We start from the raw sequence: 18,992 nt of genomic DNA on the forward strand, positions 1-18,992 counted from the left end.
GGCCTGGGGGGCGGCCTTGGGCGCCGGAGCCGCCTTCGGGCGCTCCTTGGTGCCCTGCACGACGATCTTGGCGACCGGCTCGGCCGTGACGCCGTCCGAGACCAGCACGCGGGACTCCTCGACGCCGTCGACCGTCGTGACGGTCTCGACCTTGGTCGAGGCACCCTCGACGCCCTCCTGCTTGACGACCGGGTCCTGGTCCGCGAAGCGGTTCGCGTCCTGCTCGGTGACCGTCTCGAAGGGGATCGGCGTGACCGTGGGGACGTCGCTCACGGCGACGCGCTGCACCACGAGGGAGATCGCGGGGTCGGCCGTCTCGTCGCGGGCGACCGACACACGGTCCTGCTCGCCGAGCACGACACCCTGCTGGTCGAGGATCGAGTTGACGCCGATCGACCCGTCGGGGGCCGTCTTGGTCTGGCCGTCGGCCACCACGCTCACGGGCCCGTTCGCGTCGAGGCGCAGCGGCAGGGCAGCACGCCCGTCGGCACCGGCGCGGGAGGCGACCAGGCGCACGTCGGCACCACGACCCGCGAGCGTGTCGAGCGCCTCGTCGGCATCCAGAGCCGTGACCCACACGTCGCTCTGCTGACCATCGGTCTGCACGGTCACCTGACGCCCATAACGCACCACGACGTCAGCACCGTTCTTGAGCGCGGAATCACCCGCAGGAGCGATCAGGTCCTTGTCGGTGACCCGCACACCCTCCTCGGCCAGGAGACCCTCGACCGAACCGGCAAACGTGCTCACCGTGGTGATCTCACCATCGACATCGAGCTCGACGGTCTTCTTCGCGGAACCGTACGCGACCGCACCGGTCGCCACGAGCGCGACAGCAGTCGCACCGGCGATCAAGGGCCAACGGCGACGCCGCACAGCAGGGGAAGTGGCGGAGGCCTCAGCCTCGACACCATCAGAAGTCGAAGAAACGGGGGCAGTGGCGCTGGCCGCGTGTGCGGTCCGGTTCAGGGGGTTCTTCACTCGAGTCCAGTCGTCGAGCCTCCCGGGCACGGAGTTCGGGCGGCGCGGGGCGCCACCGGCGGTCCCGGCGCTCGAAGGAGCGTCGGAGCGGGTCGCCCGAGGGCGTCCCACCGCTGGTTCCGAAAGACCGATCCGGCTGTCGTTTTCCGCCGACGGCCCGATGCTCAGGACCACAGCAGGACGCGCACCCTCCGGTCCTGGGCACCCGGTGATGAGCGGGAGACGCACCCGGCGATGAGCGGGTGAACACAGGACGGGCAGCAGCGCGCGACAGTTGACCGTAACCGATCCGTTATCCGCTGCCAACCGTGGGACGTGCACCCCGGGGCGCTTCTGTCCGCATTTCTCCGCCTATGTCAGGGGCGTGATACGCGCTTCGCGGGTGAAACCTTCACAGGTCCCGGAGACGGGCGACACATCACCGTGGGCACGAGAGCTCGCGCACCGGCGCCCGAGAGGCGTCAGTACCAGCCCTTGGCCTGCGAGTGGCTCCATGCCCCGCACGGCGTGCCGTAGCGGCCCTCGATGTACCCCAGGCCCCAGGTGATCTGGGTCGCCGGGTTGGTCCGCCAGTCGGCGCCCGCGCTGGCCATCTTGGAACCGGGAAGAGCCTGCGGGATGCCGTAGGCACCGCTCGACCGGTTCTCCGCGGTCGCGTTCCACTTGCTCTCCTTCATCCAGAGCAGGTCGAGGCATGCGAACTGGTCGTCCCCCCACCCTCGCTGGGCGGCGAGGGACTTGGCGATCGCCTTGGAGGATCCCGGGTCGACCTTGATCGTCGACGGGTCGAGCGTGCCGACCACGACGACCTCGGTGCGCGGCTCGCGGGTGACCGTGCGCTCGAGGACGGTCCGCGAGACCTCGGCCCCTCCGACCGTCTGGATCTCGTAGGTCGTGACCGCCTCGCCGACCTTGCCGGAGGTCCTGACGTTGCGCTGCCCCTGGGGAAGATAGGGATCCTTGACCTCTTCCGTGGCGAAGGGCAGCGACTCCGTGACCGTCGCCGCCCCCTGCGCCGCACGGGTGACCAGGACGAGCATGCCGTCGACCGCCGCAGCGCCGAGCGGGACCGACACCGCGTCCCCCTCCGACAGCACGATCCCCGCGTGGTCGAGGACACCCTGGACCGAGGCCTCCGCCGTGGTGGCCGAGACGATCCCGCCGTCGACCGCGACGTGGACGGTCTTGAGAGTCGAGACGCGGATCTGCTCCCGTCCGATCGACTGGGAGCGCGACGCCGAGGTCTTGGCCCCCTCCGCGCGCGGGCCCAGGGCGCTGATGAGCTCGCCCACCGTGCTCGCGGTCGTCACGAAGGTCTGCGGCTCGCCGTCGACCTCGAGGGAGACCTCGCGGCTGGTCCGCACGACGATCGTGCCTCCGTCGCTCGCGGCGGCCGAGGTGGCGGGCTCGACGAGGTCGCTGTCCTTGACCGCGATCTTCTGGAACGCCAGCAGCTCGCCGACCGTGGAACCGTAGGCGCTCACGGTGCGGACCTCGCCGTCGAGGTCGATCGTCACCGACTTGTGTGCGAGCGCGAAGACCCCGGTCGCACCCACCACGGTCGCCAGGATCGCCGCCTGCGCGACGATCCGCCGCCTGCCCGTCAAGGAGTCCCTGAGGGCGCCCGCGCGACCGACCACGTGAACCATCCGTTCTTCTCGCATCCCGGCCCGCGATGCACCGGGCATCACGGACATGCAGACCGTAATGGATACGTGACCTCCGGGGGAAGTCCGTCCGGCGCGTCGCGGCCGGCGCACGGGCCACCACGGCCACGGCTCACCAGGGGCCGTAGACCTGCTCGGCCGTCGCGCTCAGCCGGGCGCAGACCTCGACGAGCGGTACGCCCGTGACCTCGGCGACCTTGCGGACCGTGTGCGGCAGCAGATAGGGGGCGTTGGGACGCCCGCGGTACGGGTGCGGCGTGAGGTAGGGCGCGTCGGTCTCGACGAGCACCTGGGCGAGCGGCACCGCCGCGAGGGCCGCACGCAGCTCGTCGTTCGCGCCGAACGTCACGGGGCCCGCGAACGACAGGTACCACCCCTGCGCCGCGCAGAGCCGGGCCATCTCGACGTCGCCCGAGAAGCAGTGGAAGACGGTCCGTTCGGGGGCGCCGTCCGCGAGGAGCACCTCGACGACCTCGGCGTGCGCGTCCCGGTCGTGGATCTGGAGCGGGAGCCCGAGCTCCTTCGCGAGCGCGACGTGCGCCCGGAACGACTCTCGCTGGACCGCCGCGCCCTGCGGTCCCGTGCGGAACAGGTCCATGCCCGTCTCGCCGATCGCGCGGATGCGGTCGTTGCCGCGCGCGATCGCGGCGATCTCCGCGATCGCGTCGTCGAGCCCGACGGCGTGGCGCGCCTCGGGCGTCGGGGTCAGTCCGTCGGGGCCCACCTCCGTGACGCCCGCGTGCAGGGTCGCCTCGTTGGGGTGGATCGCGATCGCGCCGAGGAGCGCCCGGTGCTCACGTACCAGGACGTCGGTCAACCGGGCGGAGGGCAGGTCGCAGCCGACCTGCACCATCCGGTCCACACCCGCCCGGGCCGCGTCCTCGAGGTGCTGCTCGACCGTCGGGACGGGGACCGCTCGCCCCTCCTCGTCGACGTCGGGCAGGACGCCCGCGATCGACTCGAGGTGCGTGTGGTCGTCGACCACGGGCAGCGGCAGCGCCTCGGGGGCGGGCGGCCACCCGCGCTCGCGCCTGCGCGCCACGGTCAGGCGCCCTCGACGACCGGGTCCTCGAGGCGCGGGAACAGCGACGCGCCCTTGGTGACCGTGGTGCCGGCAGGCAGCGCGCCGAAGCGCGCGGCGCCGTCGACCGGCTGGATCGCGAGCGTGCCGAGCGGCGCCTCGGCGCCGAGCGACTCCCAGAGCGCCTGGGCGGCCTTCGGGGTGATCGGGTGGAGCAGGACGGCGAGCGAGCGCAGCGCCTCGGCGGCCGTGACGAGGATCGTGGCGAGGCGGCCCTCCTGGATCCAGGCCGCGTCGGGCGCCGTGCCGTCACGTTCCTCGTCGAGCTTCGCGACCTTCCACGGCTCCTGCTCCGTGAGGTACAGGTTCGTGGCGTCGACGAGCGTCCACACCGCGTTGATGGCCTCGTGGATCGCGAGCGCGTCGATCGCCTTCTCGGCAGCCGCGACCGCCTGGGCGGCGACCTGCTCGAGCGCCTGCTCGGCCGGCCCGGCGGGGCCCGCCTGCGGGAGCACGCCCCCGTAGTACTTGCCGACCATGGCCGCGACGCGTGACGCGAGGTTGCCGAAGCCGTTCGCGAGCTCCGCGTTGTAGCGGGCCGAGAGGTCCTCCCACGAGAACGACCCGTCCTGGCCGAACGCGATGGCGCGCATGAAGTAGTAGCGGAACGCGTCGGACCCGAAGTGGTCGATGATCTGGCTCGGGGCGATGCCCGTGAGCTTCGACTTGCTCATCTTCTCGCCGCCGACCAGGAGCCAGCCGTGCGCGAACACCGTCCTGGGCAGGGGCAGTCCCGCGGCCATGAGCATCGCGGGCCAGATCACCGCGTGGAAGCGCAGGATGTCCTTGCCGACGAGGTGCACGCTCGCGGGCCAGGTGGCTGCGAACTTGGCCTGCTGCTCGGGGTCGTCGCTGTCCAGCCCGACGGCGGTCGCGTAGTTGAGCAGCGCGTCGAACCACACGTAGAGCACGTGCGTGGTGTCCCACGGGATGGGGATGCCCCAGTCGAACGTGTTGCGCGAGATCGACAGGTCCTGCAGGCCGCCCTTGACGAACGCGAGCACCTCGTTGCGGGCGCTGGCCGGCTGGACGAACTCCGGGTGCGCCTCGTAGAGCGCGAGCAGGCGGTCCTGGTACGCGCTCATCTTGAAGAAGTAGTTCTGCTCGGAGAGCATCTCGACGGGCTTGCCGTGGATGGGGCAGAGCTTCTGGCCCTCGTACTCGCCCGTGCCGTCGACCAGGTCGCCCGGGAGCTTGTACTCCTCGCAGCCCACGCAGTACGGGCCCTCGTACGACCCCGCGTAGATCTCGCCCTTGTTGTACAGGTCCTGGATGAACGCCTGTACACGCTCGGTGTGGCGCGGCTGGGTCGTACGGATGAAGTCGTCGTTGAGCGCGTCGAGCGTGTGCAGGACGGGCTTCCACGAGCTCTCGACCAGGCGGTCCGCCCACTCCTGGGGGGTCACGCCGTTGGCCTCGGCCGTGCGCATGACCTTCTGACCGTGCTCGTCCGTCCCCGTCAGGAACCAGACCGGCTCCTGGCGCTGGCGGTGCCAGCGGGTGACGACGTCGGCCGCGACCGTCGTGTACGCGTGCCCGATGTGCGGGGCGTCGTTCACGTAGTAGATCGGGGTCGTGAGATAGAAGGTCTCCGGGGCTGCGTCAGGCATGGTCCTCATCGTAGTTGGCTCGGCCCGGCTGCCGTGCCGCCGTCCGCGGACCACGCCGAGGGTGACGTGCCCACGCGCCGACGGGGACGCGCACGCTCAGCCGTTCGCGAGGCCGACCCGCAGCAGGTGGTCGTCGCCCGCGGACGGGCTCCCCCGCCCGTCGGTCTCGTTCGTCAGCACGAGCAGCGCCCACGGCGGGTCCGGGTCCGTGGCCTTGAAGGGGAACGGGACCACGGCACGCAGCCGTCCCCACTCCCCCGTGAGCAACGCCTGCGGCTCGCCGAACGCCGAGGGCGAGCCTCCGCCGTCGGGCGACTGGTCCGGGGCCCACGCGAACGGGACGCGCCACAGGCGCTCACCGCGCAGCCCCGCGACGTACACGGCGTCACGCGTGACCGCGAGGCCGCTCGGGCTCGCCTCCGACGTGGGCCAGGTCGCGACCGGGTCGACGAAGGCCGTCCCGTCAGGGGCGGTGGCGGCACCGAGAGTGCCCTCGCGCTCGGGCCAGCCGTAGTTGCCACCCGGGACGATCACGTTGACCTCGTCGAGGGTGTTCTGGCCGAACTCGCTCGCGAACATCCGACCCGTCGCGTCCCACCCCAGACCCTGCACGTTGCGGTGCCCGAGGCTCCACACCCGGGAGCCGCCCGGGTTGCCCGGCGCCGCCTGGCCGTCGAGCGTGACCCGCAGGATCTTGCCCGCGAGCGAGTCCGGGTCCTGCGCGGCCCCCGACTCGGTCGCGTCACCCGTCGCGACGTACAGGAAGCCGTCCGGCCCGAACGCGACCTGGCCGCCGTTGTGGTTGCTCGCCTTCGGGATGTCGTCCACGACCGTCGTCAGCTCGCCGAGCACCGCCGCGCCCGGGTCGAAGGTCCCGCGCAGCACCGAGTTGCCGTCCGCGCCCGTCCGGTAGACCACCACCGTGCCGTCGGTCGCGAAGGTCGGCGAGACCGCGACCCCCAGCAGTCCGCCCTCGCCCCCGTGGTCGGTACCGGACGTCAGCTCGTCGGCCCCCGGGCCCGTGACCGGGACAGCGGTCCCGGCGCCCGGGTCCAGGATGCTCACCGTGCCCTCGTCGCGCGAGGTGCTCAGCACCCGTTCGTCGGGAAGCGCCGCGAGCCCCCAGGGTGAGGGCAGGTCGTCGATCAGCGACGTCGCCGTCGCGGTGACCGACGGGACGACGGACGACGACGCCGTGGGGGCCGGCGCCGGACTCGGCGTCGGCGCCGCGGTCCCGGACGGTTCTCGTGGTGGTGTCACCGTGGGACTCGATGCGTCGGACGCCTCGCCCGAGCACGCCGCCAGGACCAGGAGCGTGACCACGGCCAGCACCCGCGGCGGTCGTCGCCACACCTGCATGGCCGCCTCCCGGCATCCGTCCGGCACCCGACCGGTGCCCTCGTCTCAGCCATCGTCGCAGGCCCGCCGCACTACTGCAGCCGCGTCAGGCCCTTCTTGAGGTTGCGGATCGCCTGCGCGGTGCGCTGCTCGTTCTCGATGAGGGCGAACCGCACGAACCCGTCGCCCCCGGGCCCGAACCCGACCCCGGGCGAGACCGCGACGTCGCACTTCTCGATCACGTGGGTCGCGAACTCGATCGACCCCATCTCGCGGTACGGCTCGGGGATGCGCGCCCACGCGAACATGGTGCCCTTCGGCCGGTGGATGTCCCACCCGATGCGGTCGAGCCCGTCGCACAGCGTGTTGCGGCGCGACTCGTACACCGCCGAGACCTCGGTCGGGAAGTCGAGCGCCTCGTTGAGCGTCACGGTCGCTGCGATCTGGATGGGCTGGAACGTGCCGTAGTCGAGGTACGACTTGAGCTTCGCGAGCGCCCCGACGACGTCCGGGCGTCCCACGAGGAACGCCACGCGCCAGCCCGCCATCGAGTACGACTTGGTCATGGAGTAGAGCTCGACCGCGACCTCCTTGGCCCCGTCGCACTCCATGATCGACGGCGGGCGCCAGCCGTCGAACGTCATGTCGGCGTAGGCGAGGTCGTGCACCAGGACCACGTCGCGCTCGCGCGCCCAGTCGACGAGGCGCTGCAAGTCCTCCTTGGTCGCGATCGTCGTGGTCGGGTTGTGCGGGAAGGACAGGACCACGACGCGAGCCTTGGGCCACCCGTACTCCCACGACTCCATCACGCGGTCGATGTACCCTGCCGCGTCCGTGCCGTCACCGATCGCGACCTGGCGGGCGTCGGCCCCCGCGAAGTACGGACCCCAGATGTGGATGGGGTAGCTGGGCGTCGGCACGATCGCGGCGTCGCCCGGCTGGAGCAGCACCCACATGAGGTGGCTGAACCCTTCCTTGGCGCCGATGGTCGAGATGATCTCGGTGTCCGGGTCGAGCGTCACGCCGAACCTGCGCTGGTACATGTCCGCCGCCGCCTGCCGCAGCTTGGGGATGCCGCGCGACGCCGAGTAGCGGTGGTTGCGCGTGTTGTGGACCGCCTCCGCGAGCTTGTCGACCGCGACCTGCGGGCTCGGCAGGTCGGGGTTGCCGAAGCCCAGGTCGATCACGTCGCGCCCGGCACGGCGTGCCTCGAGCTTGAGCGAGTCGATGATCGTGAAGACGTACGGGGGCAGGCCGGGGATCCGGCGGAACTCCATCTCGCGTGGCATGCATGGCAGGGTACGCCTGCCCCGCGCTGGGGCGCCGTCCGGTCCGCAGGGTCGGACGACGGGTTCAGACGGACTCGCCCTCGACCGCCTGCGGGAGCGCCTGCGGGTCGGTCCAGTCCCCTTCCCACCGTTCGCCGTCGATCACGATGGTCGGCGTGCCGAAACCCCGTGGGCCTTCGAGCGCGGCGTCGCCTGTCGCGGTGCCGGTCGCCGCGGCGACCCAGCCCGCGAACCGCGACGCACCCCCGTCAGCGATCTCGGCGGCGACGTCGGCGGGCACTCCGGCCGCGCGGGCAACGTCCGCGATCTGCTCGTCGCTCAGCCCTGCCGTCCCCTCCTCCGGCTGTCCCGCGAGGAGGCCGGCGTGGAAGCCCTGGAACGCGTCGGGGGCGCGGTCGGCCACGAAGGCCGCCGACGCGGCCGCGCGCGTCGAGTACCGCGAGCCCTGCGAGTACCGGTCGAGGATCGCGACGGGATGGACGACCACGCGGACGCTCCCGTCGTCGCGCAGGGCTGCGAGCCCTGCGCCGTTGATCTCCTCGAACTGCCCGCAGACGGGGCACATGTAGTCGACGTAGACCTCGATCGTCACCGGGGCCGCCGGGTCGCCCGCCCCGGCGACGAGGCCGTGGTCGGGCGTCGCGTTCGCGGGCGCGTCCGCAGAGCCCTGGTCCTCGGGCGCAGGCGAGGTGCCGGGCCCAGCCCCCTGGCCCCGCTCAGCCGGGGACGCGGGTGCGGCGGACGGTGTCCCGCCGGTCGTGGCCAGGAACACGACGAGCGCCACGAGGAGCACCAGGACCAGACCGGCGAGCGCGGCGAGCAGGGTCACGCGCGGATGCCGTGGGTGGGAGGGCTGCGGCCCGTCGACCGCGGCGACCTGCGGCCCGACGGCGTAGGCCGCCCCGCCCGGGTACGTCGCGGCGCGCGATGGCGCGGTCGGGTACGTCGTCCCCGGGGCCGGCGCAGCGGGGTACGTCGAGGCGGGGTGCGCGGAAGGCTGCCCCACCTCCGACGGACCCGCGACGGCGCGTGGTGCGTAGGGCGAGGCGAACCGGGGTGCGGCGGCCTCCTCCTGCGCACGGGCCGCGAGCGCCGCGTCGACGGCCGGGTCGCCCCAGGCCGCGAGCCAGGAGAGCAGCCCGGGGTAGGCGCCGGGGTGCACGGCGACGTGGGGGCGCAGGTCGGGGTGCTCGGCCGCGACCTGGGCGAGCACGGTCGGTGGTGCTGCCGGGTCCTGGGCGGCGCGAAGGGCCTCGTCGTGAAGCATGTCGGTCCTCGGTGTCTCGTGGGCGACGGTGCCACCTGGGCGGTAGGTGCCACCCGGGCTGCGGGGGCGAGCGGCGCCGTCGGGCAGGGCTGGTCCCGGGGCGACGCGTCTCGCGCCGTCAGGGTACGCGGTCCGTGCACGTCGGCGCCGTCGCCCGCAAGGGCGGTCCGAGCGTCGTGACCGCCTGGCCCCGAGGTCGGCCGGGGCCGCGCGCGCAGTTCCCCGCTCTCAGGCCCCCGGTGCCCATCCGAGGTTGCGGGCCATCTGCTCGAGCGTCGCGATCGTCCGGTCGTACTGCTCGCGCGTGATGCCCTCGGCGAGCCGCTCACGCGTGATCGAGACGGCGTCGAGCAGGTCGTGGTAGGCGTGCTGGCCCGCGACCGTCACCTCCCAGCCCGATCCTCCCTGCGCGATCCAGCCCCTGGTCCGCAGGTCGGAGATCTCGGCGGACACCCCGGCTGCCTGGCCCGGGGAACCACCGGCACCGCCCGCGGGCGCGAACGGCGACAGGACGCTGTCGACCGTCGTGGCGTCGGAGACGCCGTCGCGGATCATGTTGAGGACCTGCCAGTGGCGGCGGGTGAGGCCGGTGCGCAGGAAGACGTCGTCGAAGCTCTGGTCGATCAGCCGGTCGACGAGCTTGAGCCAGTACCCGATGGGCCGCTCCCCCGGCGCGTGACCGGCGGAGGGAGCGGTCGCCGGCCCGGTCGCGTGCTCGGTCGGGCTCGGGCGGTCGGTCGCGCCTGTGGTGCTCATCCTCGGGCTCCTTCGCTCGGACCGTCCGACGAGGCCCGCCGGCGGATCTCGACCCAGCCTACGAACGACGGGCTCGACGCGCGCCGCCAACGCCCGCCGCTGTCGCCGACGCCGATGCCCGCACCCCGGCACCCCGCCCGTGAACCCGTACCGGCCCCGAGCGTTCCCCGCCCCGCCGGGCGGTGGCAGAGTGGTGCCATGACCAGCACCGACACCCCGGCCACGGGCCGTGCCCTGATCGTCGTCGACGTCCAGCCCACGTTCTGCGAGGGCGGTGAGCTCGCGGTCGAGGGCGGCAACGCGGTCGCCGAGGCCATCGCGGTCTTCGCCGCCGAGCGCCGCGCGGGCTACGACCTCGTCGTGACGACCCAGGACTGGCACGTCGATCCGGGCCACCACTTCGCGACAGCCCCCGAGGTTCCCGACTTCGTCGACACGTGGCCGCCGCACGGCCTCGCGGGCACGCCGAACGCCGAGCTGCACCCGGCCCTCGCGGACCTCGCGCCCGATGCGAGCGTCAAGAAGGGCGAGTACCAGGCGGCGTACTCGGGCTTCGAGGGGGTCGACGGCGAGGGCCGCTCCCTCGCGCAGATCCTCCAGGAGGCGGGGGTCGCCGCGGCCGACGTCGTCGGGATCGCGGAGTCGCACTGCGTCCGGGCGACCGCGCTCGACGCGCACGCGCTGGGGCTCGCGACCCGGGTCCTGACGGATCTCACGGTCCCGGTCTCGGCCGAGCTCGGGGAGGCTGCCCGGGTCGAGCTCGCGGCGGCGGGCGTCGAGCTGGTGCGCTCGACCGAGGCATGATGCTCGCCAGGACGAGCGTGGCCACGGGCCGACGCTCCGTCCTGCCCGGCAGCCCCACCCGGCGGCCGGTGAGCCCGTCAGGCCTTGCGCACCGCGAGCGCCGCCGCGTACAGGTCGCGCTTGGGTACGCCCGCGGCGGTCGCGACCTCGGCGACGGCCTCCTTGAGGCGCTCCCCGGCGCCGACCCTGACCAGGACCTCCGCGACGAGCTCCTCGACGGACACGGCCTCGCGCGCCGGCGCCCCGGCCACGACGACGCAGATCTCTCCTCGGAGCTGCCGGTCGGCAGCCTCGGCCGCGAGCTCGCCGAGCGTGCCGCGCAGCACCTCCTCGTACGTCTTGGTCAGCTCGCGGCACACGGCCGCGGGGCGGTCTGGCCCGAAGCCCTCGGCCATCGCGGCGAGCGTGTCGTCGATGCGGTGCGGGGCCTCGAAGAAGACCATGGTCCGGGGTTCGCGCGCGAGGGCCTCGAACGTGCGGGCGCGCTCGCCGGGCTTGCGGGGCGGGAAGCCCTCGAAGCAGAAGCGGTCGGTCGGCAGGCCGGACAGCGCGAGCGCGGTCAGCACGGCGCTGGGGCCGGGGGCCGAGGTGATGGGCAGGTCCCGCTCGACGGCCCGTGTCACGACCCGGTAGCCGGGGTCCGAGACGGACGGCATGCCGGCGTCGGTCACGATCACGACCGTGCCACCGCCCTCGACGACGTCGAGCAGCTCGTCGGCGCGCTCGACCTCGTTGTGCTCGTGATAGCTCACGACGCGGCCGCCGATCGACACGCCCATGCGCGCGGCGAGGGCGTGCAGCCGGCGCGTGTCCTCGGCCGCGACGACCGCGGACTCCGTCAGGAGGCGTCGCAGCCGCGGGCTCGCGTCCTCGACGTTGCCGATGGGCGTCGCGGCCAGGACCAGGTGCCCGTCGTCCTTGGCGTCGCGCTCGGCGGTCAGGCCCTCGTGGGAGGTCTCGTGGTCGCTCGCCGCGGAGGCCCCGTCCTCCGGCCCGACGACGTCGCTCGCCCCAGGCGCCTCGCCTCCCACCTGCTCGCCCACCTCGGCGAGGTGCCCTGCAGCCCCGACCGGTGCGGCGCCGTCGGGCAGGGGAACGGACGACTCAGGAGTGGGCGCGGGCGCGGGGCGGGCGGTGCTCATACCCCCTAGCGTTCCACGTCCTACGATGGCCGACGTGCCCCAGCCTTCCTCGGACCCGACGCCGGCCGTCCCTTCCCCTGCGACCGACGACCCGTTCCCGACACCCCGGGCCGAGGCGGTCGAGGCGCCGGACCCGGCGCTGCCCGCCCGGGACCGCCTGCTGCTGACGCTGCTCGGCGCGCGCCGCCTCGCGCTCGGGGCGACGTCGAAGGACCGGCTGTGGGGCTGGCTCGGCCCCGGGCTCGTCGCGCTGCTCGCCGGCGTGCTGCGGCTGTGGGACCTGGGGCGCCCCGGCACCCTGGTCTTCGACGAGACGTACTACGTCAAGCAGGCGTACACGCTGCTGCGGGTCGGGTTCGAGGCGAAGTGGCCGGACGAGCCCAATCCCGCGTTCGAGGCGGGGAACGTCGACACGTTCCTGAACCTGCCCGACTACGTGGTGCACCCTCCCCTGGGCAAGTGGATGATCGCGGGCGGCATGCAGCTGTTCGGGGGCGCCGAGAACCCGTGGTCGTGGCGCATCTCGACCGCGGTGGTCGGCGTGCTCGCCGTGTTCCTCCTGGCCCGGATCGCGCGCCGCCTGTTCGCGTCGACCGCGATGGGCGTCCTCGCGGGCGGGCTGCTGGCGATCGACGGCATGGCGATCGTGCACTCGCGCACGGGGCTGCTCGACAACTTCCTCATGTTCTGGGTGCTCGTCGCTTTCGGCTTCCTCCTGCTGGACCGGGAGCAGGCCAGGCGGCGACTCGCCGACAAGGTGGGGGCGATCCTCGACACGGGCCAGGAGATCGGCCGGTACGGGCCGTGGCTCGGGTGGCGGTGGTGGCGATTCGCGGCGGCCGTCTCGCTCGGCCTCGCGTGCGGGGTCAAGTGGTCCGGCCTGTACTTCCTCGCGGTGTTCGCGCTGCTGTCGGTGCTGTGGGACGCGAGCGCGCGCCGTGCCGTCGGGATCAAGCAGTGGTGGGAGGACGCGCTCCTGCTCGACGCCGTCCCCGCCGCGCTGGTCATGCTGCCCACCGCGGCGCTCACCTACCTGGCCACGTGGTTCTCGTGGTTCCGCTCGCCCAGCGCGTACATGCGGGGCTGGGCCGCAGAGCACCCCGGCGAGGGCGTGCAGTGGCTCCCCGAGTCGTTGCGGTCGCTGTGGGCGTACCACCAGAAGATGATGGACTTCCACACCGGGCTCAGCGCCGAGCACGCGTACGCTTCCAAGCCCGTCGGCTGGCTCGTCCAGTGGCGTCCGACGTCGTTCTACTACCGCGACGGGTCCGACGGCGTGACGGGCTGCGGCTACGACGAGTGCGCGCGCGTCGTCACGTCGCTCGGCAACCCGGTCCTGTGGTGGTCGGCGACCCTCGCGGTGGTCGCGACCGTGGTGCTCCTGGTGTGGCGCAAGGACTGGCGGGCCACGGCCGTCCTCAGCGGCCTCGTCGCCGGGTGGCTCCCCTGGTTCGCGTACCCGGACCGCACGATCTTCACGTTCTACGCGATCGTGTTCACCCCGTGGGTGGTCCTCGCGCTCGTCTACGTCGTGACGGTCCTGCTGGAGCGGACCGAACGGCTTCCCTCGGCCAGGGGCTGGGTGATCTGGGGAGTGACGGCGCTCATGACCGTGATCGTGGTGATGAGCATCTTCTTCTACCCGATCTGGACGGCCATGAACGTCCCCGAGTGGTTCTGGCGCCTGCACATGTGGCTGCCGAGCTGGATCTAGCCGGGCCGTCGGCCCCGGTACCGAGCATGCGGTGGGCGCCTGGGTCCTGGGGATCCTGGGCGCCCGCCGCGTGCTCGGCACGGAGCGGGCTGCTAGGACCAGTCGACCTGCGGCGTCTCGTGGAACGGCAGGCCCTCGCGGCGCCACGTCGCGGCCTCGCTCACGACGCGGCGACGGTAGTCCTCCCAGTCCTTGCGCTCGGGGGCGGTCCAGGCGACCTCCGCCGCGGCGGACAGCCGCGGCAGCAGCATGCCGAACAGCTCCTCCTGGGTCGACAGGGTCTCGGTCCAGATCGCGGCCTCGACGCCCTCGACCTGGTCGGCGGGCAGCCCGGGGATGATCTCGGCCGGATCCCAGTCGTACGCCGTACGCAGCTCGATGAGCCCGGCCCAGTCCTGCCCCAGGGGGTACTCGGCGGTGTACTTCATGTCGAGGTACGCGTGGTTGCCGGGCGACATGATGAAGCGCGAACCGCGCTCGGCCGCGGCCAGGAAGGGCGCGACGTCGGTGCGCGTGTCCCAGTACTGGACCAGGGTCTCGGGCCGGGTGTCGGCCTGCGCGGCCTCCTGCCAGGCGATGACCTTCTTGCCCGTGCCGAGCACGATCTCCTCGAGCAGCGCGATGAACTTCGCGTACTCCTCGGCCCCGAGCGTCAGCGCCTCGTCGCCACCGACGTGGACGTAGTCGCCGTCCGTGATCGCGGCGATGTCGGCGAGGACGTCCCGCAGGAAGGGCTCGGTCGCGGGCAGGTCGTACGTGAGCTGCGAGAACCCGACCTCGATGCCCTCGTACTTGGCGGTGCGCTGCCCGTCGGCGCGCAGCTCGCCGTAGACCGCGGTCGCGGCGTTGGTGTGCCCGGGCAGGTCGATCTCGGGGACGACGGTCACGAAGCGGTCCGCGGCGTAGTCCTGCAGGCGGCGGAAGTCCGCGAGGCTCAGGTGCCCCCCGGCCCTGCCGCTCGTCGAGGTGTCGGACGAGAGCTTCGCGAGCTCGGGGCGCGACGGCGTCTCGATGCGCCAGCCCTGGTCGTCCGTGAGGTGCAGGTGCAGGACGTTGAGCTTGTACGACGCGAGGACGTCGATCACGAGCTCGAGCTGCTCGAGCGGGAAGAAGTTGCGGGCGACGTCGAACGAGAGGCCGCGCCACGCGTAGCGGGGGGCGTCGTGCACGACGACGGCGCTCACCTCCGCGCCCCGCTCCCCCTCGGTGACGAGCTGGCGAAGGGTTTGCACGGCGTCGAACAGCCCGACGGGCTGGGCTGCCGTCAGCACGGCCCCCTCGCCGGACACCTCGAGCGTGTGGCGCTCGGGACTCGTCGACCCCGCGGGACCCGCGTCCTCGGCCAGACGCAGCTCGACCGTGGGGGCATCGTCGGGCCGGGAGTCCGCGACCGTGACCCGCGTGCCCGCCGCACGCGTCAGGAGCTCGGCGGCGTACGCGGCGACGTGCTGCTCGACGGCGGAGGGACCGGCGACGACGACGGCCCCTTCGAGCCGGAGCGCATCGCCCCCCGCCGGGGCGTCGACCTGCAGGGGCTGGGGAATGATGGCGACCATCGGGGACCTCGTCGTCGTGGTTGTCTCGACCCGACCCTGTCGAATCGATTCGTCTGTACTGGCCGACATACCGTAACCGGCCCGGCCGACGGGAACAAGAACGCGACCGGGCTGCGCGCCCGACCTACTCGACGACGACGACGAGAGGCGCCGGGGCGACCTGCTCCGTGGTCGCGGCCCGCTCGGGCGTCACCTCGCCCACGAGGTCTGTCCGCCCCCAGCGCAGGGCCGCGGGCGCACCGGCCGTGAGCGCGTCCCAGGCCTTGCTCCGTGCGGCGTACGAGCCCGCGACGTCGGAGTGCACCACGACGACGACCGAGTCGTCGGTCGTGGCGAGAGCGCCGAGGTTCGTCACCGACCTCGGCGTCGAGGCGTGCACGACGAGCATCTTCTGCGGGAGTGTCTTCGCCTCCACGAAGCCCGCCAGGTAGGAGACGACCTCGTTGATCTCCTCCGCGGGAACCTCCCCGTCCTTCTTCACCGCGCCGCCCGCGCGGCGAGCATCGAGGTCGAGCGAGACGCCCACCCCGGGCAGCGCGAGCAGGTCCGCGTACCGCTCGACCTGGTCGACGAACGACGCCCGGCCGGGCTGGATCTCGAGCAGCACCTGCTGCCCCGCGTCGAGCGCGGCCTGCACGGCCGGCCTGACGGCCTCCACGGCGAGCTCGGTCGAGTAGTTCCCGTCCTTGCCCGCGGCGCCCGAGGCCTCGGTCACGACGAGCTCCACCGTCGGGACCGTCACCGTCTCGTCACCCGCGACCGTCGCGACCTCGACGTACGGCTCGGCGCGAGCCGCCACCTTCGCGATCATCTCGGCGACCCTGGCCGGGGTCGACGGGACGGTGGTCGAGGGCAGCACCACGAACCTCTTGCCCTCGGACACGAGCTGCCCGCCCCCGACGAGCTCCACGCCCGTCTCGGCCGCCCGCACACGCGCCGTGAGGTCGTCGACCGTGCCGAAGGACTCGCCGATGCCGACGACGGCCAGCGCCTTGGCCTTGGCCATGGCCTGGACCGATGCGCTGGTCGCCCGCGGGTCGCCCCCGGCCACCGCGAGCGGGACCACTCCGGCGGCCTGCGCCGTCGCGAGGGCGGCCGTCTGACCGGGCGCCTCGTCGACCAGCGCCAGGACCTCCGTGAGAAGTCGGGGCGACGCTGTCTCGGGAAGCTGGTCACGCACCTCGGCCAGGTCGTTCTCGTCGATCTCGGCCCCGCCGTCCGCGGTCGCGACGAGAGCGCCCGCGTCCAGCGTGACGGCGTCGAGAGCGGGATCGATCGCCTCGACGGACTTCCTCGCCTCCTGCTCCAGGTCCTCGCTCGACAGCGCCGGCACGGCAGCAGCCCCGGCGGTGACGACCCCGGCCGCGTCGACGTTCGGCGCTCGGTCAGGTGTCACGACGACGGCGGTGACCGCTCCGAGACGCTCGACCTCCTTGGCGAGCCCGCTGTCGGCGATCGCCCCGCCCATGAGCAGGACCGGCGCGTGGAGATCGAGCGCCGCCGCCGCGGCTGCGCCCTGCGCGCTCTCGTCGTCCGCGTCGGCCAGGAGCACCACGGGAGCCTGCTCGAAGAACGACTGGCTCGCCGTGAGCGCGAGCTCCGCGGGATCGGTCGAGGTCAGGACGAGCACGGGGGCGATCTTGTCCACCGCCGCGGCACGCAGGTCCTGGGTCGGGTTCTCGGATCCCTCGCCCGGCACGTCGCCGCCGCCGCACGCGGCCAGCAGGGACGTCGTCAGCGCGAGCGACGTGGTGACCAGGACAAATCGGGCCTTCCGTGAATTCACGTCTCTATCATCCCCTACTGCGTGTGTCGCGCCGAGTCGTCGGCGCGTCGCCGTGGGGCTCCGTCGCCCGATACCGTCGCGAGCCGGTCGGAGTCGACCGCCCGCAGGCTCAGCGTACCGAACGGTACTGCGCCGTGAGGGGGCACTGGAACGGGTCACGCGCCGCGAGGCCGACCCTGTTCAGGTACCGGACGACGATCCGGTACGAGTCCACGAGGGTCGTCTCGGTGTAGAGGATGCCCCGCTCGGCGCAGAACTCCTTGACGATGGGTCGGACCTTGCGCAGCGAAGGACGCGGCATGCTCGGGAAGAGGTGGTGCTCGATCTGGAAGTTCAGGCCGCCCATCGCGACGTCCACCCAGCGGCCACCCGTGATGTTGCGGGACATGAGCACCTGACGGCGCAGGAAGTCGATCTTGACGTCCGGGGCGACGGTCGGCATGCCCTTGTGGTTCGGCGCGAACGACGCCCCCATGAGCACCCCGAACAGGCCGAGCTGGACGCCGAGGAAGGCGAAGCCCATCCCCACGGGCAGGACCAGGAAGACGGCTGCGAGGTAGCCGCCGAGACGGAGAACGACGAACACGATCTCCACGGTGCGACGCTTGACCGGCCCCCGGCCGAAGATGGTCTTGATGCCCGAGACGTGCAGGTTGAGGCCCTCGAGGAGCAGCAGGGGGAAGAAGAGGTACCCCTGGCGTGCGGCGAACCACGCGCGCAGCCCGCTCTTGGTCTCGGTGAGGGTCTCGGTCTCCCAGACGAGCACACCGTTGATCATGTCCGGGTCGCCGCCGCGGGTGTTGGGCTTGGCGTGGTGGCGCGAGTGCTTGTGCTGCCACCAGCCGTAGGACAGCCCGCCCAGGAGGTTGGCGACGACCAAGCTCGCCCAGTCGTTCCAGCCGCCCGAACGGAAGATCTGGCGGTGCGCGGCGTCGTGCCCCAGGAACGCCGTCTGCGTCAGGAGCACCGCGAGCAGCGCTGCGATGCCCATCTGCCACCAGGACTCGCCGATGAGGACGAACGCGACCCCGGTCGCCGCGAGCAGGGCGAGCAGGACGGAGAACTTGGTCCAGTAGTACCCGTAGCGACGGCGCATGAGGCCGAGCTCCTGGACGGTCCGGGTGAGAGCGGTGAACTCGCTGACCTGGCGTTCACGCGGAGACTGTGCGCGGCCAGGAGCGGTGGCGTCGAGCGTCAAGGGATGGCCTCTCGTGGTCACAGACGCGACGCCCGGGGGCAGCACATCCGACGGGTGGTTTCGTCGCGAACGTGACCGACAGTACCCGCACAACCTACGCAAGCGTAGGTTTGTCCACGACGAGATCGCCGACGCCACGAGACCTTCACATCCGGCCAGCCCGGTGCGAGACCGACGACGTCGCTCCCGACACGTCACGGGCGAGCGTTGTCCGGGGTCACCAGGCACGCCATACTTGGGCCCGATCCCAGCCCGTCCACAAGGAGCGACATGTCCAACTCTGACCAGACCCCGCCCAGCACGCCCGACCCCTACGGCGCGCCCCAGGACCCGGCAGCCGGCCAGGCACCCCAGGCGCCCCAGTACGGCGCCCCGGCCCCCGGCGCACCCCAGGCGCCCCAGTACGGCGCACCGCAGGCGCCCGCCCCCCAGGGGTACGGCACCGCGGCCCCGGCGACCGACCCCGGCAAGACGCTCGGCATCGTGGGGCTCGTGCTGTCGATCCTCGGCTGCACGTCGCTCATCGGTCTGATCCTCAGCATCGTCGCGCTGAGCAAGTCCAAGAAGGCCGGCTACAAGAACGGCATCGCGCTCGCCGGCATCATCGTGGGCGCCGTGCTGCTCGTCGCCTCGATCATCGGTGGGATCATCTTCCTCACCGCAGGTGGAGCCCTCGTCAACGACCTGCTCGAGACCTGCCAGAACGTCCCCTCGGGCGAGACCGTCGTGTGGCAGGGCGAGACCGTCACCTGCCCGTGACGCCTTCACGGCGCACCGACCCGTGGGCCCCGACCGTACGCCGG

General features: G+C 72.6%; 15 protein-coding genes. 3 read left to right on the top strand and 12 right to left on the bottom strand.

Annotated elements, in window-relative coordinates:
• The 8 genes from ACFRCR_RS07685 to ACFRCR_RS07720 form a co-directional block, all read right to left on the bottom strand.
• Window positions 1-855: ubiquitin-like domain-containing protein (locus ACFRCR_RS07685; RefSeq protein ID WP_377676497.1), on the bottom strand; the 855-nt coding region annotated here is incomplete at its 3' end.
• Between the two features lie 587 nt (window positions 856-1,442).
• A complete protein-coding gene (locus ACFRCR_RS07690; protein WP_377676498.1) occupies window positions 1,443-2,630 on the bottom strand; it encodes a ubiquitin-like domain-containing protein in 1,188 nt (395 codons plus the stop codon).
• 130 nt (window positions 2,631-2,760) lie between these two features.
• Entirely contained in the window at window positions 2,761-3,690 is a 930-nt protein-coding gene (locus ACFRCR_RS07695; RefSeq protein ID WP_377676500.1) for a TatD family hydrolase, read from the bottom strand.
• Window positions 3,691-3,692: 2 nt separating this feature from the next.
• Window positions 3,693-5,339 (bottom strand): methionine--tRNA ligase, encoded by a 1,647-nt coding sequence (gene metG, locus ACFRCR_RS07700; RefSeq protein WP_377676502.1) that lies wholly within the window; start codon window positions 5,337-5,339, stop codon window positions 3,693-3,695.
• A gap of 96 nt (window positions 5,340-5,435) precedes the next feature.
• The gene (locus ACFRCR_RS07705) at window positions 5,436-6,698 is read right to left on the bottom strand and encodes a PQQ-dependent sugar dehydrogenase (RefSeq protein ID WP_377676504.1); all 1,263 of its coding nucleotides are present in this window, start codon (window positions 6,696-6,698) and stop codon (window positions 5,436-5,438) included.
• Window positions 6,699-6,769: 71 nt separating this feature from the next.
• Window positions 6,770-7,966 (bottom strand): aminotransferase class I/II-fold pyridoxal phosphate-dependent enzyme, encoded by a 1,197-nt coding sequence (locus ACFRCR_RS07710; protein ID WP_377676505.1) that lies wholly within the window; start codon window positions 7,964-7,966, stop codon window positions 6,770-6,772.
• A gap of 64 nt (window positions 7,967-8,030) precedes the next feature.
• Window positions 8,031-9,233: a thioredoxin domain-containing protein gene (locus ACFRCR_RS07715; protein WP_377676506.1), complete on the bottom strand. Its 1,203-nt coding sequence runs from the start codon at window positions 9,231-9,233 to the stop codon at window positions 8,031-8,033.
• Between the two features lie 228 nt (window positions 9,234-9,461).
• Complete coding sequence (locus ACFRCR_RS07720) at window positions 9,462-9,989, bottom strand: hypothetical protein (RefSeq protein ID WP_377676508.1); 528 nt, start codon at window positions 9,987-9,989, stop codon at window positions 9,462-9,464.
• 198 nt (window positions 9,990-10,187) lie between these two features.
• On the opposite strand from ACFRCR_RS07720, the gene ACFRCR_RS07725 reads away from it, so the two are divergent.
• Window positions 10,188-10,793, top strand: coding sequence for an isochorismatase family protein (locus tag ACFRCR_RS07725; protein ID WP_377676509.1), 606 nt, complete (start codon window positions 10,188-10,190; stop codon window positions 10,791-10,793).
• 77 nt (window positions 10,794-10,870) lie between these two features.
• Here ACFRCR_RS07725 and rsmI read toward each other — a convergent pair whose 3' ends face one another.
• Window positions 10,871-11,935, bottom strand: a complete 1,065-nt coding sequence (gene rsmI, locus ACFRCR_RS07730) for a 16S rRNA (cytidine(1402)-2'-O)-methyltransferase (RefSeq protein WP_377676511.1) — start codon at window positions 11,933-11,935, stop codon at window positions 10,871-10,873.
• Window positions 11,936-11,960: 25 nt separating this feature from the next.
• Here rsmI and ACFRCR_RS07735 point away from each other — a divergent pair, with 25 nt between their 5' ends.
• Window positions 11,961-13,649, top strand: a complete 1,689-nt coding sequence (locus tag ACFRCR_RS07735; protein WP_377676513.1) for a dolichyl-phosphate-mannose--protein mannosyltransferase — start codon at window positions 11,961-11,963, stop codon at window positions 13,647-13,649.
• Between the two features lie 92 nt (window positions 13,650-13,741).
• Here the strand turns inward: ACFRCR_RS07735 and ACFRCR_RS07740 are convergent, their stop codons facing one another.
• The 3 genes from ACFRCR_RS07740 to ACFRCR_RS07750 all read right to left on the bottom strand — a co-directional run bounded on the left by ACFRCR_RS07740 (window position 13,742) and on the right by ACFRCR_RS07750 (window position 18,189).
• Window positions 13,742-15,205, bottom strand: a complete 1,464-nt coding sequence (locus ACFRCR_RS07740) for a family 20 glycosylhydrolase (protein ID WP_377676515.1) — start codon at window positions 15,203-15,205, stop codon at window positions 13,742-13,744.
• A gap of 124 nt (window positions 15,206-15,329) precedes the next feature.
• Window positions 15,330-16,991 carry a hypothetical protein gene (locus ACFRCR_RS07745; RefSeq protein ID WP_377676517.1) on the bottom strand — a complete coding sequence of 554 codons (1,662 nt, stop codon included), beginning with the start codon at window positions 16,989-16,991 and terminating at the stop codon, window positions 15,330-15,332.
• A 109-nt stretch (window positions 16,992-17,100) separates the two neighbouring features.
• On the bottom strand, window positions 17,101-18,189 hold the full coding sequence (locus ACFRCR_RS07750; RefSeq protein ID WP_225227709.1) for an acyl-CoA desaturase: 1,089 nt from the start codon (window positions 18,187-18,189) through the stop codon (window positions 17,101-17,103).
• 270 nt (window positions 18,190-18,459) lie between these two features.
• Here ACFRCR_RS07750 and ACFRCR_RS07755 point away from each other — a divergent pair, with 270 nt between their 5' ends.
• Entirely contained in the window at window positions 18,460-18,948 is a 489-nt protein-coding gene (locus ACFRCR_RS07755) for a DUF4190 domain-containing protein (protein WP_377676520.1), read from the top strand.
• Window positions 18,949-18,992 lie beyond the last annotated feature (44 nt).

This window comes from Oerskovia sp. NPDC056781, assembly GCF_042789955.1.
GTDB classification, from domain to species: Bacteria; Actinomycetota; Actinomycetes; order Actinomycetales; family Cellulomonadaceae; genus Oerskovia; species Oerskovia rustica.

Excerpts from the sequence above, each read along its gene's own strand:
- ACFRCR_RS07690 (WP_377676498.1), bottom strand. The coding sequence starts at position 2,630 with ATGGTTCACGTGGTCGGTCGCGCGGGCGCCCTCAGGGACTCCTTGACG.
- metG (WP_377676502.1), bottom strand. The coding sequence starts at position 5,339 with ATGCCTGACGCAGCCCCGGAGACCTTCTATCTCACGACCCCGATCTAC.
- ACFRCR_RS07705 (WP_377676504.1), bottom strand. The coding sequence starts at position 6,698 with ATGCAGGTGTGGCGACGACCGCCGCGGGTGCTGGCCGTGGTCACGCTC.
- ACFRCR_RS07710 (WP_377676505.1), bottom strand. The coding sequence starts at position 7,966 with ATGCCACGCGAGATGGAGTTCCGCCGGATCCCCGGCCTGCCCCCGTAC.
- ACFRCR_RS07715 (WP_377676506.1), bottom strand. The coding sequence starts at position 9,233 with ATGCTTCACGACGAGGCCCTTCGCGCCGCCCAGGACCCGGCAGCACCA.
- ACFRCR_RS07720 (WP_377676508.1), bottom strand. The coding sequence starts at position 9,989 with ATGAGCACCACAGGCGCGACCGACCGCCCGAGCCCGACCGAGCACGCG.
- ACFRCR_RS07725 (WP_377676509.1), top strand. The coding sequence starts at position 10,188 with ATGACCAGCACCGACACCCCGGCCACGGGCCGTGCCCTGATCGTCGTC.
- rsmI (WP_377676511.1), bottom strand. The coding sequence starts at position 11,935 with ATGAGCACCGCCCGCCCCGCGCCCGCGCCCACTCCTGAGTCGTCCGTT.
- ACFRCR_RS07735 (WP_377676513.1), top strand. The coding sequence starts at position 11,961 with ATGGCCGACGTGCCCCAGCCTTCCTCGGACCCGACGCCGGCCGTCCCT.
- ACFRCR_RS07740 (WP_377676515.1), bottom strand. The coding sequence starts at position 15,205 with ATGGTCGCCATCATTCCCCAGCCCCTGCAGGTCGACGCCCCGGCGGGG.
- ACFRCR_RS07755 (WP_377676520.1), top strand. The coding sequence starts at position 18,460 with ATGTCCAACTCTGACCAGACCCCGCCCAGCACGCCCGACCCCTACGGC.